The organism is Gilliamella sp. CG35 (assembly GCF_046635745.1).
Classification (GTDB): Bacteria; Pseudomonadota; Gammaproteobacteria; order Enterobacterales; family Orbaceae; genus Gilliamella; species Gilliamella apicola_I.
The window spans coordinates 88755-114975 of sequence record NZ_JBIDFH010000008.1 but is presented as its reverse complement, the minus strand read 5'-3'; the positions used below and the strand labels follow the sequence as shown (position 1 = coordinate 114975).

The 26221-nt window shown below is 34.9% G+C and carries 26 protein-coding genes; 11 read left to right on the top strand and 15 right to left on the bottom strand.

Annotation, left to right across the window (positions count from 1 at the left end):
- Nucleotides 1–154 precede the first annotated feature (154 nt).
- Both ACGH4F_RS05510 and ACGH4F_RS05505 read left to right on the top strand, forming a co-directional pair.
- Nucleotides 155–847 carry a helix-turn-helix transcriptional regulator gene (locus tag ACGH4F_RS05510; protein WP_267349713.1) on the top strand — a complete coding sequence of 231 codons (693 nt, stop codon included), beginning with the start codon at nt 155–157 and terminating at the stop codon, nt 845–847.
- 239 nt (nt 848–1086) lie between these two features.
- On the top strand, nt 1087–2922 hold the full coding sequence (locus tag ACGH4F_RS05505; protein ID WP_411590332.1) for an ABC transporter ATP-binding protein: 1836 nt from the start codon (nt 1087–1089) through the stop codon (nt 2920–2922).
- 48 nt (nt 2923–2970) lie between these two features.
- On the opposite strand, the gene dacB is transcribed toward ACGH4F_RS05505, so the two are convergent.
- Nucleotides 2971–4413 carry a serine-type D-Ala-D-Ala carboxypeptidase gene (gene dacB, locus ACGH4F_RS05500; RefSeq protein ID WP_411590331.1) on the bottom strand — a complete coding sequence of 481 codons (1443 nt, stop codon included), beginning with the start codon at nt 4411–4413 and terminating at the stop codon, nt 2971–2973.
- Nucleotides 4414–4587: 174 nt separating this feature from the next.
- On the opposite strand from dacB, the gene ACGH4F_RS05495 reads away from it, so the two are divergent.
- Nucleotides 4588–5619, top strand: coding sequence for a TerC/Alx family metal homeostasis membrane protein (locus tag ACGH4F_RS05495; RefSeq protein WP_411590329.1), 1032 nt, complete (start codon nt 4588–4590; stop codon nt 5617–5619).
- Nucleotides 5620–5665: 46 nt separating this feature from the next.
- On the opposite strand, the gene cycA is transcribed toward ACGH4F_RS05495, so the two are convergent.
- Nucleotides 5666–7039: a D-serine/D-alanine/glycine transporter gene (gene cycA / locus ACGH4F_RS05490; RefSeq protein ID WP_267349717.1), complete on the bottom strand. Its 1374-nt coding sequence runs from the start codon at nt 7037–7039 to the stop codon at nt 5666–5668.
- Nucleotides 7040–7230: 191 nt separating this feature from the next.
- Here cycA and mltA point away from each other — a divergent pair, with 191 nt between their 5' ends.
- The 3 genes from mltA to asmA all read left to right on the top strand — a co-directional run bounded on the left by mltA (nt 7231) and on the right by asmA (nt 10888).
- Complete coding sequence (gene mltA / locus ACGH4F_RS05485; RefSeq protein WP_267380797.1) at nt 7231–8310, top strand: murein transglycosylase A; 1080 nt, start codon at nt 7231–7233, stop codon at nt 8308–8310.
- Between the two features lie 70 nt (nt 8311–8380).
- The gene (dcd, locus tag ACGH4F_RS05480) at nt 8381–8962 is read left to right on the top strand and encodes a dCTP deaminase (RefSeq protein WP_065558762.1); all 582 of its coding nucleotides are present in this window, start codon (nt 8381–8383) and stop codon (nt 8960–8962) included.
- A gap of 33 nt (nt 8963–8995) precedes the next feature.
- Complete coding sequence (asmA, locus tag ACGH4F_RS05475) at nt 8996–10888, top strand: outer membrane assembly protein AsmA (RefSeq protein WP_411590326.1); 1893 nt, start codon at nt 8996–8998, stop codon at nt 10886–10888.
- A 100-nt stretch (nt 10889–10988) separates the two neighbouring features.
- Here asmA and hslU read toward each other — a convergent pair whose 3' ends face one another.
- From hslU to sucC, 11 genes are all read right to left on the bottom strand, one after another.
- On the bottom strand, nt 10989–12317 hold the full coding sequence (gene hslU, locus ACGH4F_RS05470) for an HslU--HslV peptidase ATPase subunit (protein ID WP_267349720.1): 1329 nt from the start codon (nt 12315–12317) through the stop codon (nt 10989–10991).
- A gap of 26 nt (nt 12318–12343) precedes the next feature.
- The gene (gene hslV / locus ACGH4F_RS05465; RefSeq protein ID WP_025316169.1) at nt 12344–12871 is read right to left on the bottom strand and encodes an ATP-dependent protease subunit HslV; all 528 of its coding nucleotides are present in this window, start codon (nt 12869–12871) and stop codon (nt 12344–12346) included.
- A 170-nt stretch (nt 12872–13041) separates the two neighbouring features.
- Nucleotides 13042–14007, bottom strand: a complete 966-nt coding sequence (gene tolA, locus ACGH4F_RS05460; protein ID WP_411590325.1) for a cell envelope integrity protein TolA — start codon at nt 14005–14007, stop codon at nt 13042–13044.
- A gap of 30 nt (nt 14008–14037) precedes the next feature.
- Complete coding sequence (tolR, locus tag ACGH4F_RS05455) at nt 14038–14457, bottom strand: colicin uptake protein TolR (RefSeq protein ID WP_267349722.1); 420 nt, start codon at nt 14455–14457, stop codon at nt 14038–14040.
- Nucleotides 14458–14460: 3 nt separating this feature from the next.
- Nucleotides 14461–15132: a protein TolQ gene (tolQ, locus tag ACGH4F_RS05450; protein ID WP_218837365.1), complete on the bottom strand. Its 672-nt coding sequence runs from the start codon at nt 15130–15132 to the stop codon at nt 14461–14463.
- Nucleotides 15133–15141: 9 nt separating this feature from the next.
- Nucleotides 15142–15537 (bottom strand): tol-pal system-associated acyl-CoA thioesterase, encoded by a 396-nt coding sequence (gene ybgC / locus ACGH4F_RS05445; protein WP_411590323.1) that lies wholly within the window; start codon nt 15535–15537, stop codon nt 15142–15144.
- A gap of 180 nt (nt 15538–15717) precedes the next feature.
- Nucleotides 15718–15831 carry a cytochrome bd-I oxidase subunit CydX gene (gene cydX / locus ACGH4F_RS05440; protein WP_065558768.1) on the bottom strand — a complete coding sequence of 38 codons (114 nt, stop codon included), beginning with the start codon at nt 15829–15831 and terminating at the stop codon, nt 15718–15720.
- A gap of 9 nt (nt 15832–15840) precedes the next feature.
- Nucleotides 15841–16977, bottom strand: a complete 1137-nt coding sequence (gene cydB / locus ACGH4F_RS05435; RefSeq protein WP_267349724.1) for a cytochrome d ubiquinol oxidase subunit II — start codon at nt 16975–16977, stop codon at nt 15841–15843.
- A gap of 19 nt (nt 16978–16996) precedes the next feature.
- Complete coding sequence (locus ACGH4F_RS05430; RefSeq protein ID WP_267349725.1) at nt 16997–18568, bottom strand: cytochrome ubiquinol oxidase subunit I; 1572 nt, start codon at nt 18566–18568, stop codon at nt 16997–16999.
- Between the two features lie 110 nt (nt 18569–18678).
- The gene (gene sucD / locus ACGH4F_RS05425) at nt 18679–19545 is read right to left on the bottom strand and encodes a succinate--CoA ligase subunit alpha (RefSeq protein ID WP_411590322.1); all 867 of its coding nucleotides are present in this window, start codon (nt 19543–19545) and stop codon (nt 18679–18681) included.
- Nucleotides 19546–19572: 27 nt separating this feature from the next.
- Nucleotides 19573–20742 (bottom strand): ADP-forming succinate--CoA ligase subunit beta, encoded by a 1170-nt coding sequence (gene sucC, locus ACGH4F_RS05420; RefSeq protein WP_267349727.1) that lies wholly within the window; start codon nt 20740–20742, stop codon nt 19573–19575.
- A 179-nt stretch (nt 20743–20921) separates the two neighbouring features.
- On the opposite strand from sucC, the gene fldA reads away from it, so the two are divergent.
- The 5 genes from fldA to cls all read left to right on the top strand — a co-directional run bounded on the left by fldA (nt 20922) and on the right by cls (nt 24537).
- Nucleotides 20922–21434, top strand: a complete 513-nt coding sequence (fldA, locus tag ACGH4F_RS05415; protein WP_267349728.1) for a flavodoxin FldA — start codon at nt 20922–20924, stop codon at nt 21432–21434.
- Between the two features lie 80 nt (nt 21435–21514).
- A complete protein-coding gene (gene fur / locus ACGH4F_RS05410; protein WP_065558774.1) occupies nt 21515–21973 on the top strand; it encodes a ferric iron uptake transcriptional regulator in 459 nt (152 codons plus the stop codon).
- Nucleotides 21974–22039: 66 nt separating this feature from the next.
- Entirely contained in the window at nt 22040–22582 is a 543-nt protein-coding gene (locus tag ACGH4F_RS05405) for a septation protein A (RefSeq protein ID WP_267380804.1), read from the top strand.
- A gap of 27 nt (nt 22583–22609) precedes the next feature.
- Nucleotides 22610–23068, top strand: a complete 459-nt coding sequence (gene yciA, locus ACGH4F_RS05400) for an acyl-CoA thioester hydrolase YciA (protein ID WP_267359429.1) — start codon at nt 22610–22612, stop codon at nt 23066–23068.
- A 5-nt stretch (nt 23069–23073) separates the two neighbouring features.
- On the top strand, nt 23074–24537 hold the full coding sequence (gene cls, locus ACGH4F_RS05395; RefSeq protein ID WP_411590321.1) for a cardiolipin synthase: 1464 nt from the start codon (nt 23074–23076) through the stop codon (nt 24535–24537).
- A 41-nt stretch (nt 24538–24578) separates the two neighbouring features.
- On the opposite strand, the gene cpdA is transcribed toward cls, so the two are convergent.
- Nucleotides 24579–25406, bottom strand: a complete 828-nt coding sequence (cpdA, locus tag ACGH4F_RS05390) for a 3',5'-cyclic-AMP phosphodiesterase (protein ID WP_267359427.1) — start codon at nt 25404–25406, stop codon at nt 24579–24581.
- 176 nt (nt 25407–25582) lie between these two features.
- Nucleotides 25583–26212, bottom strand: coding sequence for an ADP-ribose diphosphatase (gene nudF, locus ACGH4F_RS05385; RefSeq protein WP_411590319.1), 630 nt, complete (start codon nt 26210–26212; stop codon nt 25583–25585).
- Nucleotides 26213–26221 lie beyond the last annotated feature (9 nt).

Here is a 26221-nt window from a genome sequence, read left to right as displayed (position 1 = left end):
TTGATATAATTAACTTGCTATAAAACGAACAATTCAGACAAAATTACAAAAAATTACTTTTTTATATTAGCTTTTCATTTAATGTTGTATGTAAAACTTATAAAATATCTACTATAATTTGAAAAACGGATGTGATAGGAGAAACAAATCAGAAATGAATATGATTAAAAATAAAAATGTAAAAACATTTAAAGAAAGATTACATAGCTCAATGCAAGGTTTATCTGTCTCTGCCTTCGCTAAAAAATGTGATATGTCTGAAACAGTGATCAGAGATTATTTATCAGGAAAAACTTATCCATCTTTGACACGACTGGAAGTGATTGCTGAAAAATGCAATGTTTCATATAACTGGCTGGCAACAGGCTATAAATTAGAAGTTTTAGATCCTAAAGAAGATGAAGCAGATGTCTACAACGAGAATATATACCGTATTCCCGTCTATAAAAAACAGTTACCAACCAAAGAAGAAGCGCAATCACAACGATATATTCGAGAAACACCTCCTGTCATGAACTATCCCGTTGTTGAAGGTTGGGCTTCTCATCGAGGATTAGATATCAAAAAATTAATCATTTATTGGGCTAAAGGGGATCTCATGTCGCCTGAAATCAACAATAATAATGGTTTAATTATTAATACGGAAATCGTTGAAATTATTGATGGAGCAATCTATTTAGTTGAATATGAAGATATTACCTTTTTACGTAAAGTTCGATTAACGCAAAATGGGTGGGTTTTAATTTGTAACAATAACCAATTCCCTACCATTGAAGTCTCTAAAGAAAATTTTGATAAGTACCATTTTGTGGGTCGAGTTGTACAAATTATTAAGGATATTTTTTAGTCAAAAAATAGGCAAATATCGTTATTCAAGATATAATTGAAAAGCAAGAAAGAATATAAAATGAACTCTTTCTTGCTTTAGTTTTTAATATTTTTAGAATCTGCAATAATAGGTAGTAAAATGTTGTTAAATTTCATAACTATCCATCAGTTTTAGGATATCTAACTCTATTCATTCTACTCGCAATGTTAATATCAACGATTCAATTTAATGAAAAATAGCAAATAATTAGGTCAATTATGTATCGATTTTTTGAAAAATTGGTGTCACCTTATCCTAAAAGTGAACCGCAACCAGCAGCTAAAAATTTTCTAGGTTTTATATGGCAATCAACCCAAGGCACTCGAATCTTCATGCTGCTTTTAATTATATTTAGTGCACTCAGTGGCGCATTTGAAGCTTTTCTATTCGCTGCCCTTGGCAAAGTGGTGGATTGGCTTGCGATTGTCGAACCTAATGAGCTTTGGCAAAAAGAAAAAACTTCGCTATTAATCTTAACCTTAATCACTTTATCCAGCACTTTGATTATTGGATTACAAACAATCATCAAGCATCAATGTTTAGCGGGAAATTTTCCAATGCGAATGCGTTGGAATTTACATCGACTAGTGCTTAATCAAAGTATGCGTTTTTTTCAAGATGAGTTTGCCGGAAGAATATCGGCAAAAGTTATGCAAACTGCATTAGCCGTTAGAGATACCTGCTTTCTTGTTGCTGATATCTTAATATTTGTGTTGATTTCGTTTATAACTATGGCTGCGGTAATCGGTCAATTAGCCCCTTGGCTATTGCTGCCATTCTTTGGGTGGTGTGTCCTTTATGGCTTAGCCATGTACTATTTTATTCCTCGCTTAAGTAAAGTTGCAAGTATGCAAGCAGATGCTCGTTCTACCATGACTGGACGTGTAACGGATGCTTATACAAACATTATGACGGTTAAACTGTTTTCTCATGCCGGTAATGAAGCAAAGTATGCCCAAGAGTCTATGGATGAGTTTTTGATTACTGTCAATAAACAAATGCGGCTAGTCAGCAGTTTTGAAATCGTGAATCATTTACTATCTATTCTACTTATTTTATCAACGACTGGTGTTGCCTTGCTGTTATGGACAAATCAATTAGTTGGAATCGGTGCTATTGCAACAACCACAGCATTAGCGCTTCGTTTAAACGGTTTATCACATTGGATTATGTGGGAGCTTGCAGCTTTATTTGAAAATATTGGGGTTGTGAAAGATGGTATGAATACATTTTCAACTGCAACAACCATTGTTGATAAACCCAATGCCAAAAATCTAAATGTGACTGATGGAAAAATCGAGTTTAAAAATATTTATTTCACTTACGATGAAAAGATTCGAAATTCGGTAATTAACGATCTCAATTTAACTATTAAGCCCGGTCAAAAAATAGGGTTAGTTGGACGCTCTGGCGCCGGAAAATCAACATTAATTAATCTGTTATTACGTTTTTATGACTTACAACAAGGTAAAATTCTTATTGACGGACAAGACATTACCGAGATTAATCAAGAAAGCTTACGGGCGCAAATTGGTATGGTTACACAAGACACGTCCTTGTTACATCGAACTGTTCGGGAAAATTTACTTTATGGTAATAATCAAGCTACTGAACAAGAGATGATAGATGCGGCTAAAAAAGCCCATGCAGATAAATTTATTCAAACATTAATCGATGCTAATGGTAGAACCGGTTATGATGCTCATGTTGGTGAACGAGGTATAAAACTATCGGGTGGTCAAAGGCAACGCATTGCCATTGCTAGGGTGATCTTAAAAAATGCACCAATATTATTACTTGATGAAGCAACCAGTGCATTAGATTCAGAAATTGAACAAGCTATTCAAGAAAGTTTATATGCACTAATGGAAGGCAAAACTGTTATCGCTATAGCGCATCGTTTATCAACTATTGCCGCAATGGATAAACTGGTTGTTTTGGATGAAGGAAAAATTATCGAACAAGGTACACATCAAGAATTACTGGATAAAAATGGTTTATACGCTCAACTTTGGAAACATCAAAGCGGTGGTTTTTTACCGGATAGTCTATAAGTGCGTTTAACGGTTTGGCACCTTTGTTCTAGGTGCCAATATCATTTTTTATTCACCAATCACAAATTTTTTATAAAATTCAGATTCGAAACGCATTATTGCACTATTTTTAGGCTCATCCCTTCTTTCAGGATGATACCCCGAAAGTAACTGAACAAAAGCGATAATTTTTCCATCTGACTTCTCAATAAATCCAGCTAAATTATAGCTGCCTTGTATATATCCCGTTTTTGCTCGTATGGTTTCTATAAAAGGCGGTTGATTAAAGCTTTTACGATATTGTAATGTTCCATCCTTCCCTGCAACAGGAAGTTTTTCAATAATTTTGAGATCGCGATCATGAGCTGAAATATATTGCAGAATTTCCATCATTTTGTCTGCACTGACAAGATTCAATCTAGACAAACCTGAACCGTCAACAATCACCAAATTTTCGAGATCAATACCAGCTTTTTTAAGTAAAATTTGTTTAACCGCATCCCCACTATTTCGCCATGTACCTGGAATTTTAAAGTAATGACCCCCAATTGTTCTAAAGATAGCATCAGCGTACAGATTGTTCGATTTTTTCAACATTAAGGTTAACAATTCTGATAGCGGTGCAGACTGGCTTGAAACTAATAATGAAAGTTTGCTATTTATTGGCTCATTACGTGCTGAAATCGCACCATTAAACGAAATTTTCTGTTGTTTTAACTCATTTTTCAAAACACTTGAAAAATAATCCACACCATTAAGTACAGCAAATTTTAATGCTATTTTATCTGAACCTGACGCAATACATCCGGATAATTGATAGCGATTTTTGTCAGTATAACTGGCATCAAGCTCACAGTATTTATCATTCAAATCTTTACTGTTTTTAGCTATAGTTTTAACATTACCTGTCACCGTGACAGGAATATTTGAGGAAACAGAAATAGAGGCTTTAGCACCGACCTTACCCGGTTTGATTGTCACATAAAAACAATTATCATCGATAATTGCAGCTGACGGCGGTGCATTGTAACAAGCGGTTAAATTATTCCAAGACCAACCTTCTGCTTTATCGTGACTGGTAAATATAGAAGTATCTAAAATGACTTTTCCTGTTATTTTTTCAACCCCTTTCCCACGTAAACTTGCCAGCATATTTTTTAACTGTCCACGCGTAAAAGTTGGATCACCACTCAGTTGAATAATCAAATCACCATTTAATTGTTTATTGGCAATTGAACCATTAGTTAACATTTTAGTTTCAAATCTAAAATCCGCTCCTAATTCAAGTTCTGCTGCAAGTGCAGTGATCACTTTTTGGGTACTGGCTGGCTGTTTAAATTGATCGCTTTTATATTTAGCTAATGTTCTTGGTTTGTCATCAACAGATTGAACTAAAATTGATATATCACTACCTTTGGGTAACGAAGATACATAAGACTCAACTGACTGAGCTTGCAATATAGCGGAAAAAAAAGAAATAATAAAAAAACTTACTACTTTGAAATTTTTCATCAAAATCAGCTCAAAATTATTTTAATTAATGGGAAGGGATATTGAAAACAAATATATCTTTTTTTGTTATTGCTATCAATATATACTCAACTACTTTTATATATATGTTCTGTAAAAATAGTTAAATTTTGTTATTAAAAGATCATGACATAACTACATATTAGGCGATAAATTATGATTCACAACTCATTAGGCTTTCCAATTGAAACGGTCATCGTTTTTATTGTATTAGCATCAACAGCTATTGTTATTGATTTATATGCACATCATAACGATAAACCCATAAATTTAAAAAATGCTGTATTATGGTCACTATTTTGGATTGCTGTAGCTTTAGGATTTACTCTTTATCTATATCTTCATCATGGTAGTGCAATAGCGAGCTTATTTATCACTGGTTATGTACTTGAAAAGGCTCTCTCTGTTGATAATTTATTTGTGATTATGGCTATCTTTTCATGGTTTTCTGTACCTGAAAATTATCGTCATCGCTTGCTTTATTGGGGAGTAATAGGCGCCATCATATTCCGTGCTATTTTTGTTATCATTGGGACAGGTTTATTAGCTTTAGGACCTTGGATGGAGCTCGTTTTTTCCGTTATTGTTGCTTTTACCGGTTTGATGATGTTAAAAAATCAAGGTGAAAATGAAGAAATAAAAGATTATTCAAACCATTTCGCTTATCGAATAGCAAAACGTATTTTTCCCGCTTATCCTAAAATTGTCGGGCATCATTTTTTATTAACCTCTAAACAGTTAGATCAAGAACTTGCAAAACCAGAAAACAGTAACTTAATTGGCAAATTACCTAAAAGAGCTTTATACGCAACCCCGCTTTTTTTATGTATTACTGTAATTGAACTTAGCGATGTGATGTTTGCCTTTGATTCTGTTCCTGCTGTCATCGCGGTTAGCCAAGAACCACTCATCGTTTATAGTGCCATGATTTTTGCAATTTTAGGTCTCAGAACCATGTATTTTGTTTTAGAAGCCATGAAACAATACTTAGTTCACTTAGGAAAAGCGGTTATTTGTTTACTGTTTTTTATAGCAATCAAATTAGCATTAAATGCAAGTAACCATTTATTTGGGCATGGTATTGATATTAGTCCTATAACAAACCTTTATATCGTATTAGGCATTTTAGCTATCGGTATTATTGCCAGTATCATTTGGCCTGAAAAAGATCACTACAAAGCCGATTAATCTTCAGACAATGAGTAGGAATTCATCCTACTCATTATAGTAATAATTATTGACGTTTTAGCGAACGTATAAAATAGCTTATCCCTAAAATTACAAACCAAATTGGTGTTGCAATCAATGCTTGACGAGTATCTTTTTCAAAAGTAAGTAAGACAATAACAAATATAAAAAACATCAAGCTAACCAAGCACATCAAATTACCACCTGGCATCTTAAATTGAGATTGTTCGTGCAAATTCACTTTTTTACGTCGATAAGCCATATACGATATCAAAATCATCGACCAAATAAACATAAATAATATGGCGGAAATCGTCGTTACTATAGTGAAAGCTTCCATCACATTAGGAACTAAATAAATCAGAACTACACCACCGAATAAACAAGTACATGAAAAGAGCAAACCATTGGCAGGAACTGAACGACGTGATAATTTACCAAAAGGTTCTGGCGCATCTTGTTTTTTAGCCAAACCAAATAACATTCGGCTGGTAGAATAGATACCACTATTAGCCGACGAAGCAGCCGATGTTAATACCACAAAATTAATAATGCTTGCTGCCGCTGGTAAACCAATTAGGGTGAATAACTCAACAAATGGACTCTTATTTGGTGAAATAAATGACCATGGTGTCACACTCATAATGATAATTAATGCAAACACGTAAAAGAAGATAATACGTGCAGGCACAGAATTAATGGCTCGAGGTAAATTTTTATTCGGATCGACTGTTTCAGCGGCGGTAGTACCAACCAGTTCAATTCCCACAAAAGCAAAAATAGCTATCTGAAAACCGGCAAAGAATCCCATAAAACCATGAGGAAAAAATCCGCCATAATCCCAAAGATTCGAAAATGCAGCTGTGGTATTCGTTTGATCTGAGTGGTATGCTGTGAAAATTAATCCTAATCCAATACCAATCAAAGCTAAAATCGCAATAATTTTAATCATTGAAAACCAAAATTCGGTTTCGCCAAACATTTTTACTGTTAATAAATTAAGTGTTAACAGTAAAACGACGGTTAATAACATCGGGATCCAAGATTGCAAATCAGGAAACCAATGCTGTGCATAACCGGCAATAGCAACCACATCAGCAATACCTGTTACCACCCAACAAAACCAATAAGTCCAACCAGTAAAAAACCCTGCCCAAGGGCCGAGTAGATCATTGGCAAAATCACTAAACGATTTATATTTCAAGTTGGAAAGCAAGATTTCACCCATTGCTCGCATAACAAAAAATAAGATAAAACCAATAATCATGTAAACAAAGATGATCGACGGTCCAGCAAGGCTAATTGTTTTTCCTGATCCCATAAATAAGCCTGTACCAATTGCACCACTGATTGCAATTAACTGAATATGCCGATTAGAAAGGTTTCGTTTTAGGTCATTGTTTGAGGATGTATTGCTCATCACTATTATTACCTTTTATTCCGTAATTTTCGATTTTTTAAGGAATATAGGACTATAAATTCAATATTGCTAAATCGCAAGCTGATTTTTTATGAAAACTTTTTATTGTCCGTTAATAATTATGAGTAGTTTCTTATAATATAATTGTGTAGCATATTCAATACTGTTTATTATTGATAATAACTAATTAGATGAAAAAAAAACTCAATCATTATCTTTTCATTGTTTTTATTGCCTTTTTTACACTTTCGCTGTTAACCAGCTGTCAAGATAAACCCATTAAACAGGGTCAACAATACTCGGACGGGCGATTACCCTTATCACTTAATATCAGCTATCCAAATTTAGATACCCCTGTAAACATAACAGACTACATTATGCAGGTGGAACAAATAAAAACCGCATCGCCCGCATTATACAAACAAAATGAACATATTTATAAAGCTGTTGATGATTGGATTAATGGCTTGCTTGCTTCTAATGAATTTCACAAAGTAGGATTAAATAGTTATGAAATGGCAGGGCAAGATGGATTTGGAAACGTGCACTTAACTGGTTATTATACCCCAATTATTAAAGCCAGACATAAACCTACTAAAGAATTTAAATATCCTATTTATAAAATGCCAGTTAACTATAAAGGTCAATTACCAAGTCGACAACAGATTTATAAAGGTGCATTAGCTGGCAAAGGACTTGAAATTGCTTATAGTAATTCATTAATTGAAAACTTCATTATGGAAGTTCAAGGTAGTGCCTATATCGATTTTGAAGACGGTGAACCTTTGGTCTTTTTCAGCTATGGCGGTAAAAATGGACATGGCTATTCGAGCATTGGAAGAATTTTAATTGAACAAGGTGAAATTGAAAAAGAAAAGATATCGTTACAAGCAATTAGAGATTGGGCAACAACTAAAACTGAAAAACAGCTCAAAGCCTTGCTAACCGAAAACCGTTCCTTTGTTTTTTTTAAGCCCCAATACAATGCTGATGTCAAAGGAGCAGCAACTGTACCTTTGGTTGCTAATGCATCGGTAGCATCAGATAAATTACTTGTCCCTCTTGGTTCGGTGGTGTTAATGGATTTACCATTACTCGATGAAGATGGTCAATATAGTGGTAGACGAGAAACTCGTCTAATGGTTGCGCTCGATGTTGGAGGCGCCATAAAAGGCCATCATTTTGACCTTTATCTTGGCGTTGGAAATGACGCAGGTAAACTTGCTGGATACTACAATCATTATGGTCGGGCATGGGTAATTAAACCTTAATTTACGAACATCGACGGCATAACAAGAAACTGTTAAAATAGCAGGATAGAGGCTCAATTAAGGATAACTCATGAGATTATGCGATCGAGATATTGAAGCATATTTACAAAACGGTAAATTAAAAATAACCCCTCAACCAGCACCAAGTTCAATAAATGGCGCAACAGTTGATGTCAGGTTAGGTAATCAATTTCGGACTTTCCGAGAACATACAACTCCCTATATCGATTTAAGTGGACCCAAAGAAGAAGTTTCCGCAGTATTAGAACGTGTAATGAGTGATGAAATAGTATTATCTGAAGGTCATGTTTTTTACCTTCATCCAGGAGAACTTGCATTAGCCGTTACACTTGAATCTGTGACGATTCCTGATGATTTAGTTGGCTGGCTTGATGGACGTTCTTCATTAGCCAGACTTGGTCTTATGGTGCATGTAACTGCACACCGTATTGATCCAGGTTGGCAAGGACAAATTGTCTTAGAGTTTTTTAATTCTGGAAAAATCCCATTAGCACTTAGACCTGGGATGACTATCGGAGCCCTAAGTTTTGAGACTTTAACAGGGCGAGCGGCGAGACCTTACAATCGTCGACAAGATGCAAAATATAAAGACCAACATGGCGCTGTAGCCAGTCGTATTGATAAAGACTAAATCAGCATATAACCTTACTATAGGAACACTAATATGATAAAAAAAATATTGGTTACTCTTTTTATTTTAATTCTGATTATAGCTATTGGGATCATTTCACTGATTGTTTTTGTCGATCCTAATAATTTCCGAGGATTTATTTCTGATAAAGTAAGAGATAAAACAGGTTATGAATTAACTATTGAGGGTGATTTACGTTGGCATATTTGGCCACAAGTCAGTATATTAACCGATTCGGTAAAACTGAATGATACCGGTGCGCAAAAACCTATTTTGACCGCAGACAATATGCGACTAGATGTTGAACTGCTACCACTTTTTTCGAAAAAGTTGGTAGTAAAAAATGTTTTTGTTAAGTCGGCTGTCATCAATATTACCGATGATAGCAAAGGTGAAATGGCACATAAAAAAAACGCCAACAATATACCTCATAAACCTGATGAAGATAAGCAAAAGAATGAAGAGCAAAGCAAATCAAGTTGGCAATTCACATTGAACAAATTTGAAGTTGCAGATAGCACTTTAGTACTACAACAAAAAGATACGCTAATCAATTTTAGGAACATTAACTTAACGGTTGAACAAAAAGCGGATAAAAATCTCAATGTTGATTTCAAAGGAAATGTTGATAAAAATCAACAGGATTTATTTTATGTTGCAAATGCCAATATTGATTTAAGTCAATACCCTGAACAGGCGACAATCGATCTGAAAAAATTTGATTATACGTTAACAGGTATCGGCATCCCTAGTGGCGAAATAAAAGGTAATTTGAAAACTATTTTACATTATCAAAAAAATCCGCAAAGCGTGAACACGCAAGATCTTCTATTATCAGTTAATGGTAATACATTTACAGGCAACGTTAGTCTCAATTTAGCTAACAAGCCTTATTTAGCGTTAGATCTCAATGCTGATAAATTAAATTTAGATCCGTTTATTACGGCCAAAGAGAAGCCTAGCGATAATGAAAGTAGCCCATCACAGCAAACGACACCTGTTGTATCGACAGTTCAAAAAACTAATAATGAACTTGATTTCCTAAATAGTTTCAATGCGAAAGCTAAGTTAAATATTAGGCAAATCGTTGCTAATCAAATAACACTTGATAATGTTCATGCTGATATCAGTAATAATGATGGTATTGCAACGTTTAATAACCTGAATTTTGATTTTGCCAAAGGGCATATTACGGCAAATGGTTTTGCCAGCGGCAAACAAAAGAATGCATTAATTAAACTGAGCAGTAAAATCAGTAATATCGATTTAAATGAATTCTTTAATCAAATCAATACACCAAATGATTTAGTAGGCGTATTTAATGCAAACGGAGAATTAGAAGTAAGCACCATTTCCACGGCTAACTTGTTATCCAGTTTACGAGGAAACGTTGCTATCAACATAGCTAATGCTAGATTGGATAATATTAATATTCAAAATATCATTCAAAATGCGGCAGCGAAGTATAGTAAAGATGTGCTGACAACCGAAAATCAACAAAAATTCACCGAGTTTCATCAAATTTCTGCTAATGGTAATATAAATAATGGTAATTTGGATGTCACGACATTAACCGCTAATTCAGAAACATTAGATATTATAAATGGTTCGGGAAGAGTAGGACTAGTTCAAAAAGACCTCGATATCAATTTAAATGTCAAAATGCTAGGTGGTTGGAATGGAAAAAGTGAAACCATTGCCAAATTACAACAATTAACGATTCCACTACGAATTTATGGTGAATTTACAAAACTTCATTATCAAATTGATATTAGCCAAGTCTTTAAAGATGTTCTTAATGATAAACTACAACAAGGATTAGATAAACTTCGAGAAAAACTCGAAAATCGAAATTCAAAAGATGATTCTAAATCAAAATCGAAGCAAAAAGCGGCCGATATCTTAGGTCAGTTATTTAAAAAATAGTGCTTGATCTGCACGTTAAATTGATTGTTGTGACGATCAATGATGTTAATAAAAAAGGTGAGATTAACTCACCTTTTTTTATTCGATAAAGAACATTTATTTATAGAATAAATTTACTTAAATCTTCATCAGCAACCAGTTTATCTAAGTGATCGCCTACATATTTAGCATCAATAGTAATAGTTTGACCACCTAACTCACTTGCATCAAACGAAACTTCTTCCATTAATCGTTCTAACACAGTATGCAAACGACGAGCGCCTATATTTTCATTTTGTTCATTCACCTGCCAAGCAGATTCAGCTATTTTACGGATACCATCAGGCGTAAATTCGATATTGACACCTTCTGTTGCCATTAATGCTTTGTATTGTACTGTAAGCGAGGCATTTGGCTCAGTTAAAATTCGCTCAAAATCTTCAGTTGTTAACGCCTGTAATTCAACCCTTATAGGTAAACGCCCTTGAAGTTCAGGGATTAAATCAGATGGATTAGCTGTTTGGAAAGCCCCCGAAGCAATAAATAAAATATGGTCGGTTTTTACTGCACCATGTTTAGTAGAAACAGTACATCCTTCAACAAGTGGTAATAGATCACGCTGTACACCTTCACGTGAAACATCAGGACCTGACGAATTACCTCGTTTACAGACTTTATCAATTTCATCAATAAATACGATCCCATTTTGTTCCACCGCTTCGATAGCTTCATGTTTAAGATCGTCAGGGTTAACCAATTTAGCAGCTTCTTCTTCAATCAACTGTTTAAATGCATCTTTAATTTTCATCTTACGTGGTTTGGTTTTTTGTCCACCTAGATTTTGAAACATTGATTGTAATTGATTAGTCATCTCTTCCATACCCGGAGGAGCCATAATTTCGACACCAATATTAACGCCAGCAACTTCAATCTCTATCTCTTTCTCGTCAAGCGTACCTTCACGTAATTTTTTTCGAAATGCTTGTCTTGCTGTAGAATCATTATTGTTTTCAACTTGTCCCCAGCCATCTTTAGCCGGTGGGACAAGTACATCTAAAATCCGTTCTTCAGCTAGTTCTTCAGCACGATTACGATTTCTTTCCATCGCTTCTTGTCGAATCATTTTTACCGCTGAATCCGTCAAATCACGAATAATGGAATCGACTTCCTTACCAACGTAACCTACTTCAGTAAATTTCGTCGCTTCAACTTTGATAAAAGGTGCATGAGCTAATTTCGCTAAGCGCCTTGCAATTTCTGTTTTACCAACACCAGTTGGACCAATCATTAATATATTTTTTGGGGTGACTTCGTGACGGAGTGCTTCATCTAGTTGCATACGACGCCAACGATTACGTAACGCTATTGCAACGGAACGTTTAGCTTTATCTTGTCCAATAATATGTTGGTTTAGTTCGCTTACAATTTCGCGAGGAGTCATTTCAGACATAATATAATTCTCTTAAATCAGTTAAATTAATAATTAAGTTCTTCAATCGTTTGGAAATTATTGGTATACACACAAATATCACCGGCAATCGATAATGATTTTTGTACAATATCATGTGCAGATAAAGAAGTATTATCCAGCAAAGCTCTTGCCGCAGCTTGAGCATAAGGTCCACCAGAACCAATTGCAATTAAATCATCTTCTGGTTGAATTACATCCCCTGTACCAGTAATAATTAGTGAAGCACTTTCATCAGCAACAGCAAGTAAAGCTTCTAATTTGCGTAACATTCTGTCTGTTCGCCAATCTTTAGCTAGTTCAACAGCGGCCTTCGTCAAATGACCTTGATGCATTTCTAATTTACGCTCAAATAATTCAAAAAGTGTAAAAGCATCAGCAGTACCACCAGCAAAACCTGCAATCACTTTGTTATTATAAAGACGACGAACTTTACGTGCATTTCCTTTCATAATAATACGTTCGCCTAGTGTGACTTGACCGTCTCCACCGATTACAACTTGCCCTTCTCGACGCACACTGACAATTGTTGTCATATTCTGCTCCTTCTCTTACATAAATATCTTAATTTGGAATGAATAGGTTATATATTGGGATGATAAATTGGTTTTCAACATCTTTTATACAAAGATGTTGTCAATTTATTGAATGAATGGATAATCGAGATTCACATCACATTGTAAAATCAATTGAAAATCCATATTTACTATGGTTCAAAGTTGATTATCATCTTTTTAACTTCAGGATAAAGTATTTGAGAAGGTTCCGGAATTACGGCTAACAATGTAGCAGCAACGGCCTCACGGCATAATGCATCATCGCCGCTCAACACTTTATGGTCCAACAATAGACCATCCGGTGCGATTTGAATTTGTAATTGGCAACGCTGTCCTACATAAAGTCGATTTGGATTAATAAATTTATTACTTATAGCGGTTTTAACTAAAAATTTATATTTATCTAATTCGCCGTTAGAAACACCCTTTCTTGTTGCTGGTGCGCTTGATCCACCTGTCGTAAGTTCACCTAATAGATCATTAACAGCTTTATCATTTGCTGCCTTTTGTTGCGCAGCTCGTTTAGCAGCTTCTTTTTTTTCGCGTGCCGCTTTTTCTTCAGCAGCTTTTTTTTCTGCTTCTTGCTTTTCTCGTGCTGCTTTTTCTGCAGCAGCTCTTTTTTCTGCTTCTAACTTTTCTCGTGCTGCTTTTTCTTCAGCTGCTCGCTTTTCAGCTTCTTGCTTTTCTCGTGCTGCTTTTTCCTCAGCGGCTCGCTTTTCAGCCTCTAGCTTTTCTTGTGCTGCTTTTTTCTCAGCTTCAAGCTGTTCTTGTTTAAGTTTTTCAGCAAGTTTTAAACGCTCTTTTTCTAAATCCTTTAAATACTGTTGCTGTTCCAGTTGCTTTTGCTGCAACAACTGATTCTGTTTTGTAATTTGCTCATCAACCTGTTGCCTTAATTGCTGTTGATTTTTTTGACTTTGTGATTGCCTTTTATATTGTTCAGATATAATAGATGGATCAACCATAATTGCATCAATCGATTGACCATTGACCGTACCGTAATTATCACTATCATCTTGTATAGCTTTATAACATAAAAAAATTATCAATAACACATGAAACAGGATTGATAAAATTATGGCTAAACTGAATTTTGAATTTGATTTTTTAGACATTGCTGACATTTTAATGTGTTTTATACTAGTTTACATTGGTTGTGTCATTAAACCAACAGATTTAACACCTGCAGATTGTAATAAGTTTAAAGCTTTTATAATTTCTTCATAAGGTACATTTTTAGCTCCACCGACTAAAAATACAGCCTTTTCATTCAATGCTAATAACTGCTTAACTTCAGCAATGATCTGTTCTTGCTGTAAGCTTTCTTGTGGCACACCATCGATTCTGAGTGTATAAACCCCGACATCTGCCACTTCTAATATTATGGTTTTATTTTCAGAAGCTGAAACCGTCTTAGATTCGGTTGATTCAGGCAGATCGACTTCAACGCTTTGGCTAATAATGGGGGCTGTTGCCATAAAAATAAGTACCAATACTAACAGTACATCAAGCAATGGTACAATGTTAATCTCTGATTTAGTTGAAAAACGTGAACTTCTACGCATAGTTTATTTCCTGACAGCCACAGCTTGACGCTGTAAAATAGCTGAAAATTCATCAATAAAGTTGAGATAACTTTGCTCAATACGGCTGACTTTCAACGATAAACGATTAAATGCCATAACCGCTGGAATTGCAGCAAATAAACCAATTGCTGTTGCAATTAAAGCTTCAGCTATACCTGGCGCAACAAGTTTTAATGTCGCTTGTTTAGCTGCGCCAAGAGAAATGAAAGCATGCATGATTCCCCAAACGGTCCCAAATAACCCAATATAAGGACTAATAGAACCTACCGTACCTAAGAAAGGAATATGCTGTTCAAGATTATCAAGTTCTCGATTCATAGCAAGGCGCATAGAACGAGATGCACCGTCTAAAGCTGCCTCTGGCATATTTGGATTGATTTGATATAAACGGGTAAATTCTTTAAAACCTGAATAAAAAATATGTTCTGTACCTGTAATTTCATCTTTGTTGGATTTTGCTTTCTCAAATAAAACATTCAACTCGTCAGCTGCCCAAAAACGATTATCAAATTGTTCAATTTGCTTTTTGGCTTGCCTTAAAACCTTAGTTCTCTGAAAAATAATCGCCCATGACATAATTGAAAACATCAATAATAACAACATAACACATTGCACTAAAAGACCTGCTTGTAAGAACAGATTAACAATATTCAGATTTTCCACTTATATAAACTCCAAAACTAGTGACTTTGGAAGCCCACATGGCTTCATTTTAGTGATATCAACACAAGCAATAATAACATCAGCACTGCTAATCACTTGATTGTTCTCATTAATAATAGTTTGCTTAAAAATTATAGATGCCTTGCGAATTTGATCAACTTTACTATTAATAGTTAACAGGTCATCCAAACGAGCGGGGAAGTGATAGCTAATATCCATCTTTTTAACAACAAAAGCAATACTTTCTTGTAATAGCTTATGTTGACTGATTCCAAGTTGTCTTAGCAATTCTGTTCTCGCTCGCTCATAAAAAGCAAGATACCTGGCATGATATACGACACCACCAGCATCAGTATCTTCATAATAAACTCTGGCACTCAAATTAAATTCTTTCATATTTGTATTTACATATTTTAAAAGCAATATGTTTTATTATATCTAAATCTTAAATATGCTGCACTATGATATAGAATTACTCAAATGAAAACAATTATCATTTGTAACATATTAATGATTTAAATTAACGATGAATGAAAAAGGTGACGATTGTCACCTTTAAAAATATAGAGATGCTTATTAATTGTTATTTTTGGGTTCTTTTTCGCTGTTTGTTTGTTCAACCCAAAGTCCTGTAACAACGGCAAGCATACAAGCTGCAATAAGACCGATAAACCATAAAAAGTAATACATAATTATACCTTAATAAAGTGAATGTTTGTTATTTTCGATATGATTTTTATCAAGTCGTCCGAACATTTTAATATATGACCAAGTAGTATAGAAAAGGATAATGGGTAAAAATATCACTACTACAAAGAACATAATATTAAGTGTTAATTGGCTTGATGTTGAATCCCACATTGTTAAACTCGCATTAGGCATAATGCTTGATGGTATAATGAATGGGAACGTTGCTATGCCATAAGTTAATAACACACACGCAATAGTTAACGTTGATAAAATAAATGATAAAGCATTTTTATTTAACCCAGAACAAACAATGTTGAGTAAAGGTAAAACAACACCGAGTACAGGAACAATCCATAAAATTGGATAATTCATATAATTTCTAAGCCATGTTGATTCGGTGGATACCACTTTATTTAATGGCTGTGACGTGACACTATGATCTATCGTGCTGACCACTTCATAACCATGCATACCAAACATGACCCAAATACCCGCTAAAATAAATGTAATGACTAAAATTAAGCAAGATATTTGAGTTGCTTTTCGGGCTCTTAAATATAATTCACCAGAGGTCTTCATTTGCAACCAAGTGCCGCCATGAGCAACAAACAACATCAAACTCACCACACCGGTTAATAAAGCAAACGGATTAAGCAAACCAAAGAAGTTTCCATCATAGAAGACACGATAAGAATTATCAAATCTAAATGGAACGCCTTCTAATAAATTACCAAAAGCCACCCCAAAAACAAGAGCAGGAACAAAGCTACCAATAAAGATTGCAATATCCCATAAACCACGCCATTTTGAATTTTCAAGTTTACTGCGATAATCAAAGCCTATTGGTCTAAAAAATAATGCACATAGAACCAAAATCATTGCGATGTAAAAGCCCGAAAACGACACAGCATAAGCAAATGGCCATGCAGCAAAAATCCCAGCTCCAGCCGTAATTAGCCAAACCTGATTACCATCCCAATGAGGCGCAATAGCATTTATCATAATTCGGCGTTCAGTATCTGTTTTACCTATGAAAGGGAGTAAAATACCAACCCCCATATCAAAACCATCAGTGATAACAAAACCAATCAAGATAACACTAATTAGCAACCACCAAATAGCTCGTAGAATTTCGTAATCAATCATTGTGTTTACTCCCTTTGTCCTATTCTGTAGTTGGTTGCGTTTTTTCGTAATGATATTTGCCTGTCCCCAAAGAACTTGGTCCAAGACGTGCAAATTTAAACATTAAGAACATTTCAGCAACTAAGAACAGAGTATAAAGTCCACAAATTAGTATCATAGTAAATAATACTTCACCTGGAGTTAACGACGAATTAGCCACACCTGTTGGTAAAATATCTTGAATTGCCCATGGTTGTCGACCGTATTCAGCAACAAACCAACCACATTCACATGCTATCCATGGAAAAGGTAAGAACACTAATAATAAACGGTGAAGCCAACGTTTTTCACCAATTTTATTTTTATAAGTAGTCCATAATGCAAGACCAGTTCCTAAGATCATTAATACACCAAGACCAACCATGATTCTAAATGACCAGAATAGTGGCCAAACAGTAGGAATAGAATCTTCTGTGGCAGCTTTAATGTGCGCTTCTGTCGCTTCCGGAATCGTTAAATTATCTCGATCAGTAAAACGTTTGACTAAATAACCATAACCTAAATCAGCTTTGTTATTTTCAAACAATTTAAGCACCTCGGGATCTTGATTTCCTTGTTGGATTTTTTCAAGATTTGTATAAGCTAAAATACCGTTACGAATTCGCATTTCGTTAGTGGCTAAAATGTCTTTTAACCCTGTTACTTGCTTATCCAATGAACGTGTTGTCATAATGCCCATTGCATAAGGTATTTCAATCGCAAATAAATTTTCTTTATCTTTTTGAGAAGGAAAAGCAATAACATTAAATGATGCAGGGGCGGATTGAGTTTCCCATTCGGCTTCGATAGCAGCAAGTTTAGCTGGCTGAACGGTTGTCATTTCGTGACCGGCTTCATCCCCCATAATCGCGACAACAATAGATACAATGAAACCAAACATAGCTGCTACGGCAAAAGAGCGTTTAGCAAATTCGCTATCACGTTTTTTAAGTAAGTAATAAGAACTGATACTTAAGACAAAAATCGCACCTGTTAGATAACCCGCTGCGACAGTGTGCACAAATTTGTATTGTGCAACAGAGTTGGTGATCAGATCATAAAAACTTGCCATTTCCATGCGAGAGTTGATTGGATTGAAATCTGAACCGATTGGGAACTGCATCCAACCGTTAGCAACGAGAATCCATAGCGCAGAAAAATTCGACCCGAATGCAACGCACCATGTCACAAGAAGATGTTTACCGCGACTTAATCTATCCCAACCAAAAAAGAATAACCCTACCATTGTTGATTCTAGAAAAAAGGCCATTAACCCTTCTATTGCCAATGGTGCCCCAAAAATATCGCCGACGTAATGCGAATAATAAGACCAGTTAGTACCAAACTGAAATTCCATTGTTAAACCTGTTGCTACACCAACAGCGAAGTTAATAGCAAACAGTTTTCCCCAGAATTTAGTCATATCTTTCCAGACTTGCTTACCACTAACAACATATACCGTTTCCATAATTGCTAGCATAAACGCTAAACCTAGCGTTAATGGTACAAAAATAAAATGATACATTGCCGTGAGTGCAAACTGGAGACGCGATAGTTCTACTATATCTAACATAATTGCTCCCTGTTCCTTTAATATGCCCACAAAGTGTATAAAGATATATCGCAATATTGTACATCAATATTTAAAGAATAAAAATTGATTAATGTCAAAAAAAACACTGTTTAAACTGCTTTTTTTACCGCATTACCAATTTCAGCAAGACTACTAACTACAACTACACCAGCAGCAGTTAATGCTTTTACCTTTTCTTCAGCAGTGCCTTTATTACCCGAGATAATTGCTCCTGCATGCCCCATGCGTTTGCCGGCTGGTGCCGACATACCGGCAATATAGGCTATAACTGGTTTGCTAACATGTTTTTTAATGTATTCAGCAGCTTCTTCTTCCGCACTACCACCAATTTCGCCAATCATCACAATTGCTTTAGTCTTCGGATCTTGCTCAAGTAATGCTAAAATAGAAATAAAATCACTGCCTGGAATGGGATCACCACCAATACCAATACAAACAGATTGACCTAGTCCAATATCAGTAGTTTGTTTGACTGCTTCATAAGTCAAAGTCCCTGATCGAGACACAATACCGATATCACCAGCTAGATGAATATGCGCAGGCATAATGCCAATTTTACATTCATCAGGCACAATAATACCCGGACAATTAGGACCAATCATAATTGTATGACTCTGTTTTAGCTTTTCTTTGACAATAAGCATATCCAAAGTAGGAATACCTTCAGTGATACAAACAATTAATTTAATACCTGCTTCAATTGCTTCGAGTATCGAATCTTTGCCAAATGCCGCAGGAACATAAATCACACTTGCCGTTGCCCCCGTCGCTTCAACAGCTTCTTTGACAGTATTAAAAACCGGCAATCCGAGATGAGTTGTTCCCCCTTTACCGGGTGTAACCCCACCAACCAATTGAGTTCCATATTCAATCGCTTGTTGTGAATGAAAGGTACCTTGGCTACCCGTAAATCCCTGACAAATGACTTTCGTTGCGTTATTGATTAAAATTGACATAATTATTGTTCCCCACTCTTCCTATTATTATGCGACCGCAACAATTTTTTGTGCAGCATCAGTCAAACTTTCGGCTGTAATAACATTTAATTGGCTTTCAATTAAAATTTCTCTGGCAAGCAGAGCATTATTACCTTCAAGACGAACAACAACAGGAACAGTTAGCCCAATTTCTTTAATGGCGCTGATAATACCATCGGCAATTAGATCACATCGAACAATACCACCAAAAATATTGACCAATATCGCTTTGACATTTTTATCTGATAAAATCAATTTGAACGCTTCAGCGACTCGCTCTTTGGTTGTACCGCCGCCTACATCGAGAAAATTGGCCGGTTTTCCACCATAAAGTTTGATCATATCCATGGTTGCCATTGCCAAACCTGCCCCATTAACCATACAACCGATATTGCCATCTAACGAAACATAACTAATCCCTTGTTTGGCGGCAATAGATTCACGTTTATCTTCTTGTGTGGTATCTCTTAAAATAGTTAAGTCAGGGTGTCTAAACATTGCGTTATCATCTAAAACGGCTTTAGCATCTAAGCAAACGAATTCATCGGCATCGGTAATAACCAAAGGATTGACTTCTGCTAATGACACATCATTTTTTAAGAAAAACTGCGCAAAATTAACAAATAGTTTGGCAAATTGGTTAATAAGTTTACCCGTTAACCCTAATTTAAAGGCAAGTTCTCTACCTTGAAAAGCACAAGGACCGGTTAAAGGATCAAGTGCAATTTTATGTATTAAATGTGGTGATTTTTCAGCGACACTTTCAATATCAACGCCGCCTTCAGTTGAAGCCATGATGACCACACGTTGAATACTACGATCTATTACTGCCCCTAAATAAAGTTCTTTCTGTATATTGGAAGCTTTTTCAATTAAGATTTGATTAACAAGTTGACCTTCTGATGTGGTTTGATAAGTGACAAGATGCTGACCTAGCCATTTTTCAGCAAAAAGTTTAATTTGATTAAGATCATTAGTACAAATTACACCACCAGCCTTTCCTCTGCCCCCTGCATGAACTTGACATTTAGCAACCCAAGCACCTGAATCAGACTTAGATGCTAATTCAGCTAAAGTATCTTGTACTTCATCCATTGAGTTACATACAAACCCTTCTGGTACGGGTAAGTTGTATTGCTTGAAAAGATATTTGGATTGATATTCATGCAAGTTCATAAACAAATTCCACAACTTAAGTTAATATTAAAAATAGCCTCAATTCTAATCCAAGATTAATCAATTGTGTAGTAAATAATATCTTATAGGTATTGTAATTGAGAATTATTGCTGATAATAAGTGACAATGATATACTCATTAGCTAAATTAATATCGTAATAATTGTAAAGGTAAAAAAATGAAACAAGTTGGTATTTTTTTTGGAAGTGATACAGGCAATACAGAAAATGTTGCCAAACAAATCCAACTCATTTTGGGTAACGATAAAGCCGATCTTTTAGATATTCGAGAAGCCACCAAAGAGCATATCGAACAATATGCTTACCTTATTTTCGGTATTCCAACTTGGTATTATGGTGATCCACAAGCAGATTGGGAAGACTTCTTTCCTAATTTAGAGCAAATCGATTTTAACGGAAAAACTGTTGCTATTTTTGGCTGCGGAGATCAAGAAGACTATTCAGAATTCTTCTGCAGTGCAATGGGAACAATACGCGATATTATCGAACCGAAAGGCGCCAAAATTGTTGGGCATTGGCCAACTGAAGGTTATAACTTTGAAGCATCTAAAGGTTTAGTTGATGATACACATTTTGTTGGTTTGGCAATTGACGAAGATCGTCAACCAGAATTAACAGAAGAACGCATTTCTACTTGGGTTGAACAAGTAAAAACAGAAATGAATATTTAATCTATTTTAATGATTTAATGTATTTTTCGTTCATCATATTTTATAATCATTAATTTATATCAACTATATTGGGATGTAATATGACAAATCATGATAGAGATAATAATGCAGCGCTGAAAAGTGCTGGTTTAAAAGTTACATTACCTCGTTTAAAAATTTTAGAGTTACTACGTGATCCTTCATGCCAACATATTACTGTAGAAGATCTCTATAAAAAACTTCTTGATATGGGAGAAGAAATTGGACTTGCAACAGTTTATCGAGTTTTAAACCAATTTGATGACGCAGGTATCGTAACCCGACACAATTTTGAGGGTGGTAAAGCCGTATTTGAACTTGCAACACAACAACATCATGATCATCTAATTTGTTTAGATTGTGGTGAAGTATTTGAATTTCGTGATGAAATTATTAATACCCGACAAAAAGAAATTGCAGAACAATATGGCGTAAAATTAACTTTCCATAGTTTGTATCTTTATGGTCATTGTGATTCCGGTAATTGCAAAAAACACCCAGAACTTCATACCAAAAAATAAGCCTATTTTATAGGCTTTTTTTACTTTTCAAATTATCGTAATTCTTCTGTTAGGTTAATAATTAAAATGAAACAGCTTTTAAACTTTGTCCCACTTGTTGTCTTTTTTGTCTTTTTGACAATGTATGATATTTTTGTTGGTGTTCAAGCATTAATGATTGCATCATGTGTATCACTTGTTATTGGAATGATTTTATACAAAAAAATTGATAAAGTAGAATTAATTTCCTTTTTGATGGTGATGATTTTTGGTGGTATTACGCTCGCCACAAAAGAAGCGATATTCATAAAATGGAAAGTAACAATTATTAATTTTTTATTTGCATCTGTTCTATTAATCAGTCAATCTATATTTAAGAAAAACTTAATTCAAAAAATGTTAGGCAAAGAGTTACAATTAGATGACATTATTTGGAATAAACTGAATTTAATATGGATAGTCTTTTTTATACTTTGTGGAACGTTCAGTTTGATTGCAACTTATTATATGTCTGATAACTTTTTTTGGAAATTTAAGGTTTTTATTTTACCCATTGCATCATTGTTATTATCCTTAATTTCTGGTATTTATATCTATAAAAATCTTAATAAAGATTTAGAAAGTAAATAAATAGCATAGGTAGGAGTAATTTTAGTGATGAAACAAACAACTGACAATCCCAAGGGACAACTAGTACTCAGAACGCTTGCTATGCCTTCAGACACCAACCCACATGGACACATATTTGGTGGTTGGATCATGTCTCAAATGGATCTTGCAGGTGGTATTTTATCAAAAGAGATTGCTAAAAACAGAGTCGTGACTGTTAATGCCAGTAGCATTACTTTTCATAAACCCGCTATGGTTGGTGATGTAGTTTGCTGCTATGCTCGTTGTATAAAAACAGGAAGAACCTCAATGACAATTGCTATTGAAGTTTGGATCAAAAAATTAATTGATACTGATGATACAACACAGCGTTTTTGTATTACTGATGCGGTATTTACCTATGTGTCTGTCGATAAGCATAATAATCCAAAACCTTTACCAGAAATATTTCAAAACTTCGATTGCGACAAAGACCCGATTAGCAAATTAAATCTTAACAATAGTTGAGCAATATGCAATTATACTCATTCCATACTCTAATTAGTTCGTTGATCTTTCTAACTTATTGGTTGCTTATTGTAGCAACCTCATTGCGTATTGTTTTCAAACGCAGACCGACAACCTACGTTATTGCATGGATGTTAATAATCTATATTTTACCAATTGTTGGAATCATACTCTACTTTGCCATAGGGGAAGCCCATTTAGGTCAACAACGTGTAAAACGTGCGCAACAAATGCGTCCTACAATTGCTAAATTTATTAATCGACTTGAAGATTTTCCTGATATTTTTACCCGTAATGTTAGTCAAGTCAGTAAACCGATTTTTCAACTTTGTAAGCACCAAACCGGCCTAGATGGTATTAATGGTAACCATATAGAGTTACTTAGCGAAACAGATGAGATATTCGATCGTTTAATCGATGATATCAATCATGCAACATCCAATATTGAAATGGTTTTTTATATCTGGAACGAAGGCGGTAGAGCGGATGATGTTGAGAATGCATTGATTGTCGCAACCAAACGAGGCGTAACCTGTCGTTTAATGGTTGATTCCGCAGGTAGTCGCCATTTTATCAGAACCAAAGCAAGTAAAAGAATGCGTGACGCAGGCATTACAATTATCGAAGCGTTAAAAGTAAATCTGTTACGTTTTATGTTCCGACGTCTTGACCTACGTCAACATCGCAAAGTTGCTATTATTGATAATTATATTTCTTATACTGGCAGTATGAATATCGTGGATCCTCGCTATTTTAAACAAAATAAACACATTGGCGAATGGGTAGATATCATGGTAAGAATGAATGGGCCAGTGACAACGTTAATGGGTGCAATTTATGCAAGTGATTGGGAGCTTGAAACGGGGAAATACTTAGCATTACCGCAAATTACTGAGTTTGCCGAACCGCCCGAAGAGAAAAAACACATAATGCAATTAATTGCTTCAGGGCCGGGTTATACTGAAAATATGATTCATCAAGTGCTGTTAACCGCAATATACTCAGCGCAAGAACAAATTATTTTTACTACCCCTTATTTAGTGCCTAGCGATGATATATTACACGCTGTTGTGACAGCTGCTCAGCGAGGTGTTGAAGTGATTATTATCGTTCCGAAAAAAAATGATTCACTTATGGTCAAATGGGCTAGTCGAGCATTTTTCTCTGAATTACTAGAAGGTGGTGTCAAACTTTATCAATTTAATGATAATTTATTACATACCAAAAGTGTGTTAATTGATAATCAACTTAGTTTAGTGGGTACCGTAAATTTAGACATGCGTAGTTTATGGCTCAATTTTGAAATCACTACAGTTATTGATGATGCTGAATTTGCTAAATCATTATCTCAGCTTTTACATAAATACTTATCTAACTCAGATATCGTAAATATCGATGAATGGAAAAAACGCCCAATTTGGCAACGTGTTATTGAACGACTTTTTTATTTTTTTGCACCGTTGCTATAAAAAATTAATTTTTTAAAACTAATGTTATAATCGGATCTAATTCAATAGCCATTTTGTGACATATCTGGTTGAAAACAATTGTCAGCAATACGATGAACCTTGGATTGAATTGTTCCATCTATTGAAAGCTTGATTTCTCGCCATCCTGGTGCTTCATAGGATAATTTAAAATCATAAGATTTTGGCATAAATTGTACGCAAGTGGAAGGTGTAGAAAACGCTTTGCAGCCGTGCCAAATATATTCCAGACTTTGATGAATATGTCCCCAAGCTACGCCTTTTATATTGGGTTGATGCTTAATAATTTCTTCTAGTTCATGTTTGTTTTTTAATATGTGTTGATCTAACCAGTGACAACCTGACTCAATAGCATGATGATGCAAAAACACAAAAGCATAACGATCATCATGACTTGTTAATGTGCATTGCAAAAATTCAAGTTCTGACTGGGGTAAAAAACCATAGGCTTGATCCACAACCTGACTATTAAGCAACACTAAAAGCCATTTATCCCCTAGAAGAACAATTTTATTTTCAGCCAGTTGATAGTCAGCAAAAATTTCATGCATATCATGATAATTGTCATGGTTGCCTGCTAACCAAACACAAGGTAAATTAAATTTTTGTATTTGCTCGGCAAAAAGACGATAAGCTTGTTTTGATCCATCTTGAACAAAATCACCTGTTGCCACTATTAAGTCAAACGGGCTTTTTCTATTTTCTATTTCTCTTATCACTGTTCGAAAACTAGCATTTGAATCAATACCTAATAATTTACTCTGGTCATTAGCAAAAAGATGTGTATCGGTAATATGTAAAATATTACTGTAATTTCTATTTATGATTGGAAGCGTTAAAAATGACCCCAAAATTGACCTCAACATTTTATCAAAATACACGATTAGAGATAATCAAATCCCCAAAATAAGGATAGCAAAGCTGGCTAGACTAAATATTTTTTATTATAAATTCAAGTAGATTTATAAAGTGTAAAATGGATCACATTTTTATGAAAGAAAAACTTAAATGTGATCATTGCCATTGATTATATCCATTCATCTTTTAATGATTTATAGTTGAGCTGTAACCATTGAAGCGCAATAATTGATGCCGCATTATTAATCACGCCTTCTTGAACCCACTGATAAGCTTGCTTGCGGCTAATTACATGCACTTTGATATCTTCGTTTTCTTCTGCCAATCCATGAATTCCCATAGCAGTTGAAGAATCTACTTCACCAACTAATATATGAAGTTTTTCCGTTAATCCGCCCGGTGATGCCAAATAACTTACAATCGGCTTACAACGTCCAACTGTTATACCAGCCTCTTCCATCGCTTCTCGCCTTGCAACCTCTTCATAAGATTCATTTTCATGATCCATCATGCCAGCAATAAGTTCTAATAACCACGGACTATCCTGAGTTTCGATAGCAGCAATACGAATCTGTTCTATCATGACTACGTTATCAAGTTTAACATCGTAAGCTAATAACACGACAGCATGTCCCCGCTCCAGAATTTCTCGCGTTACGACATCGCTTTTGGTGCCGTCAAATTTACGGTATTGAAAACGGTATTCAATTAAAGAAAAAAAACCTTTATACAAAACGCGTTTAGTCAAATTAAACACATCTTTCTTGTTAAACACAACAGGATCATTATTAATTTTCATAGAAACTCT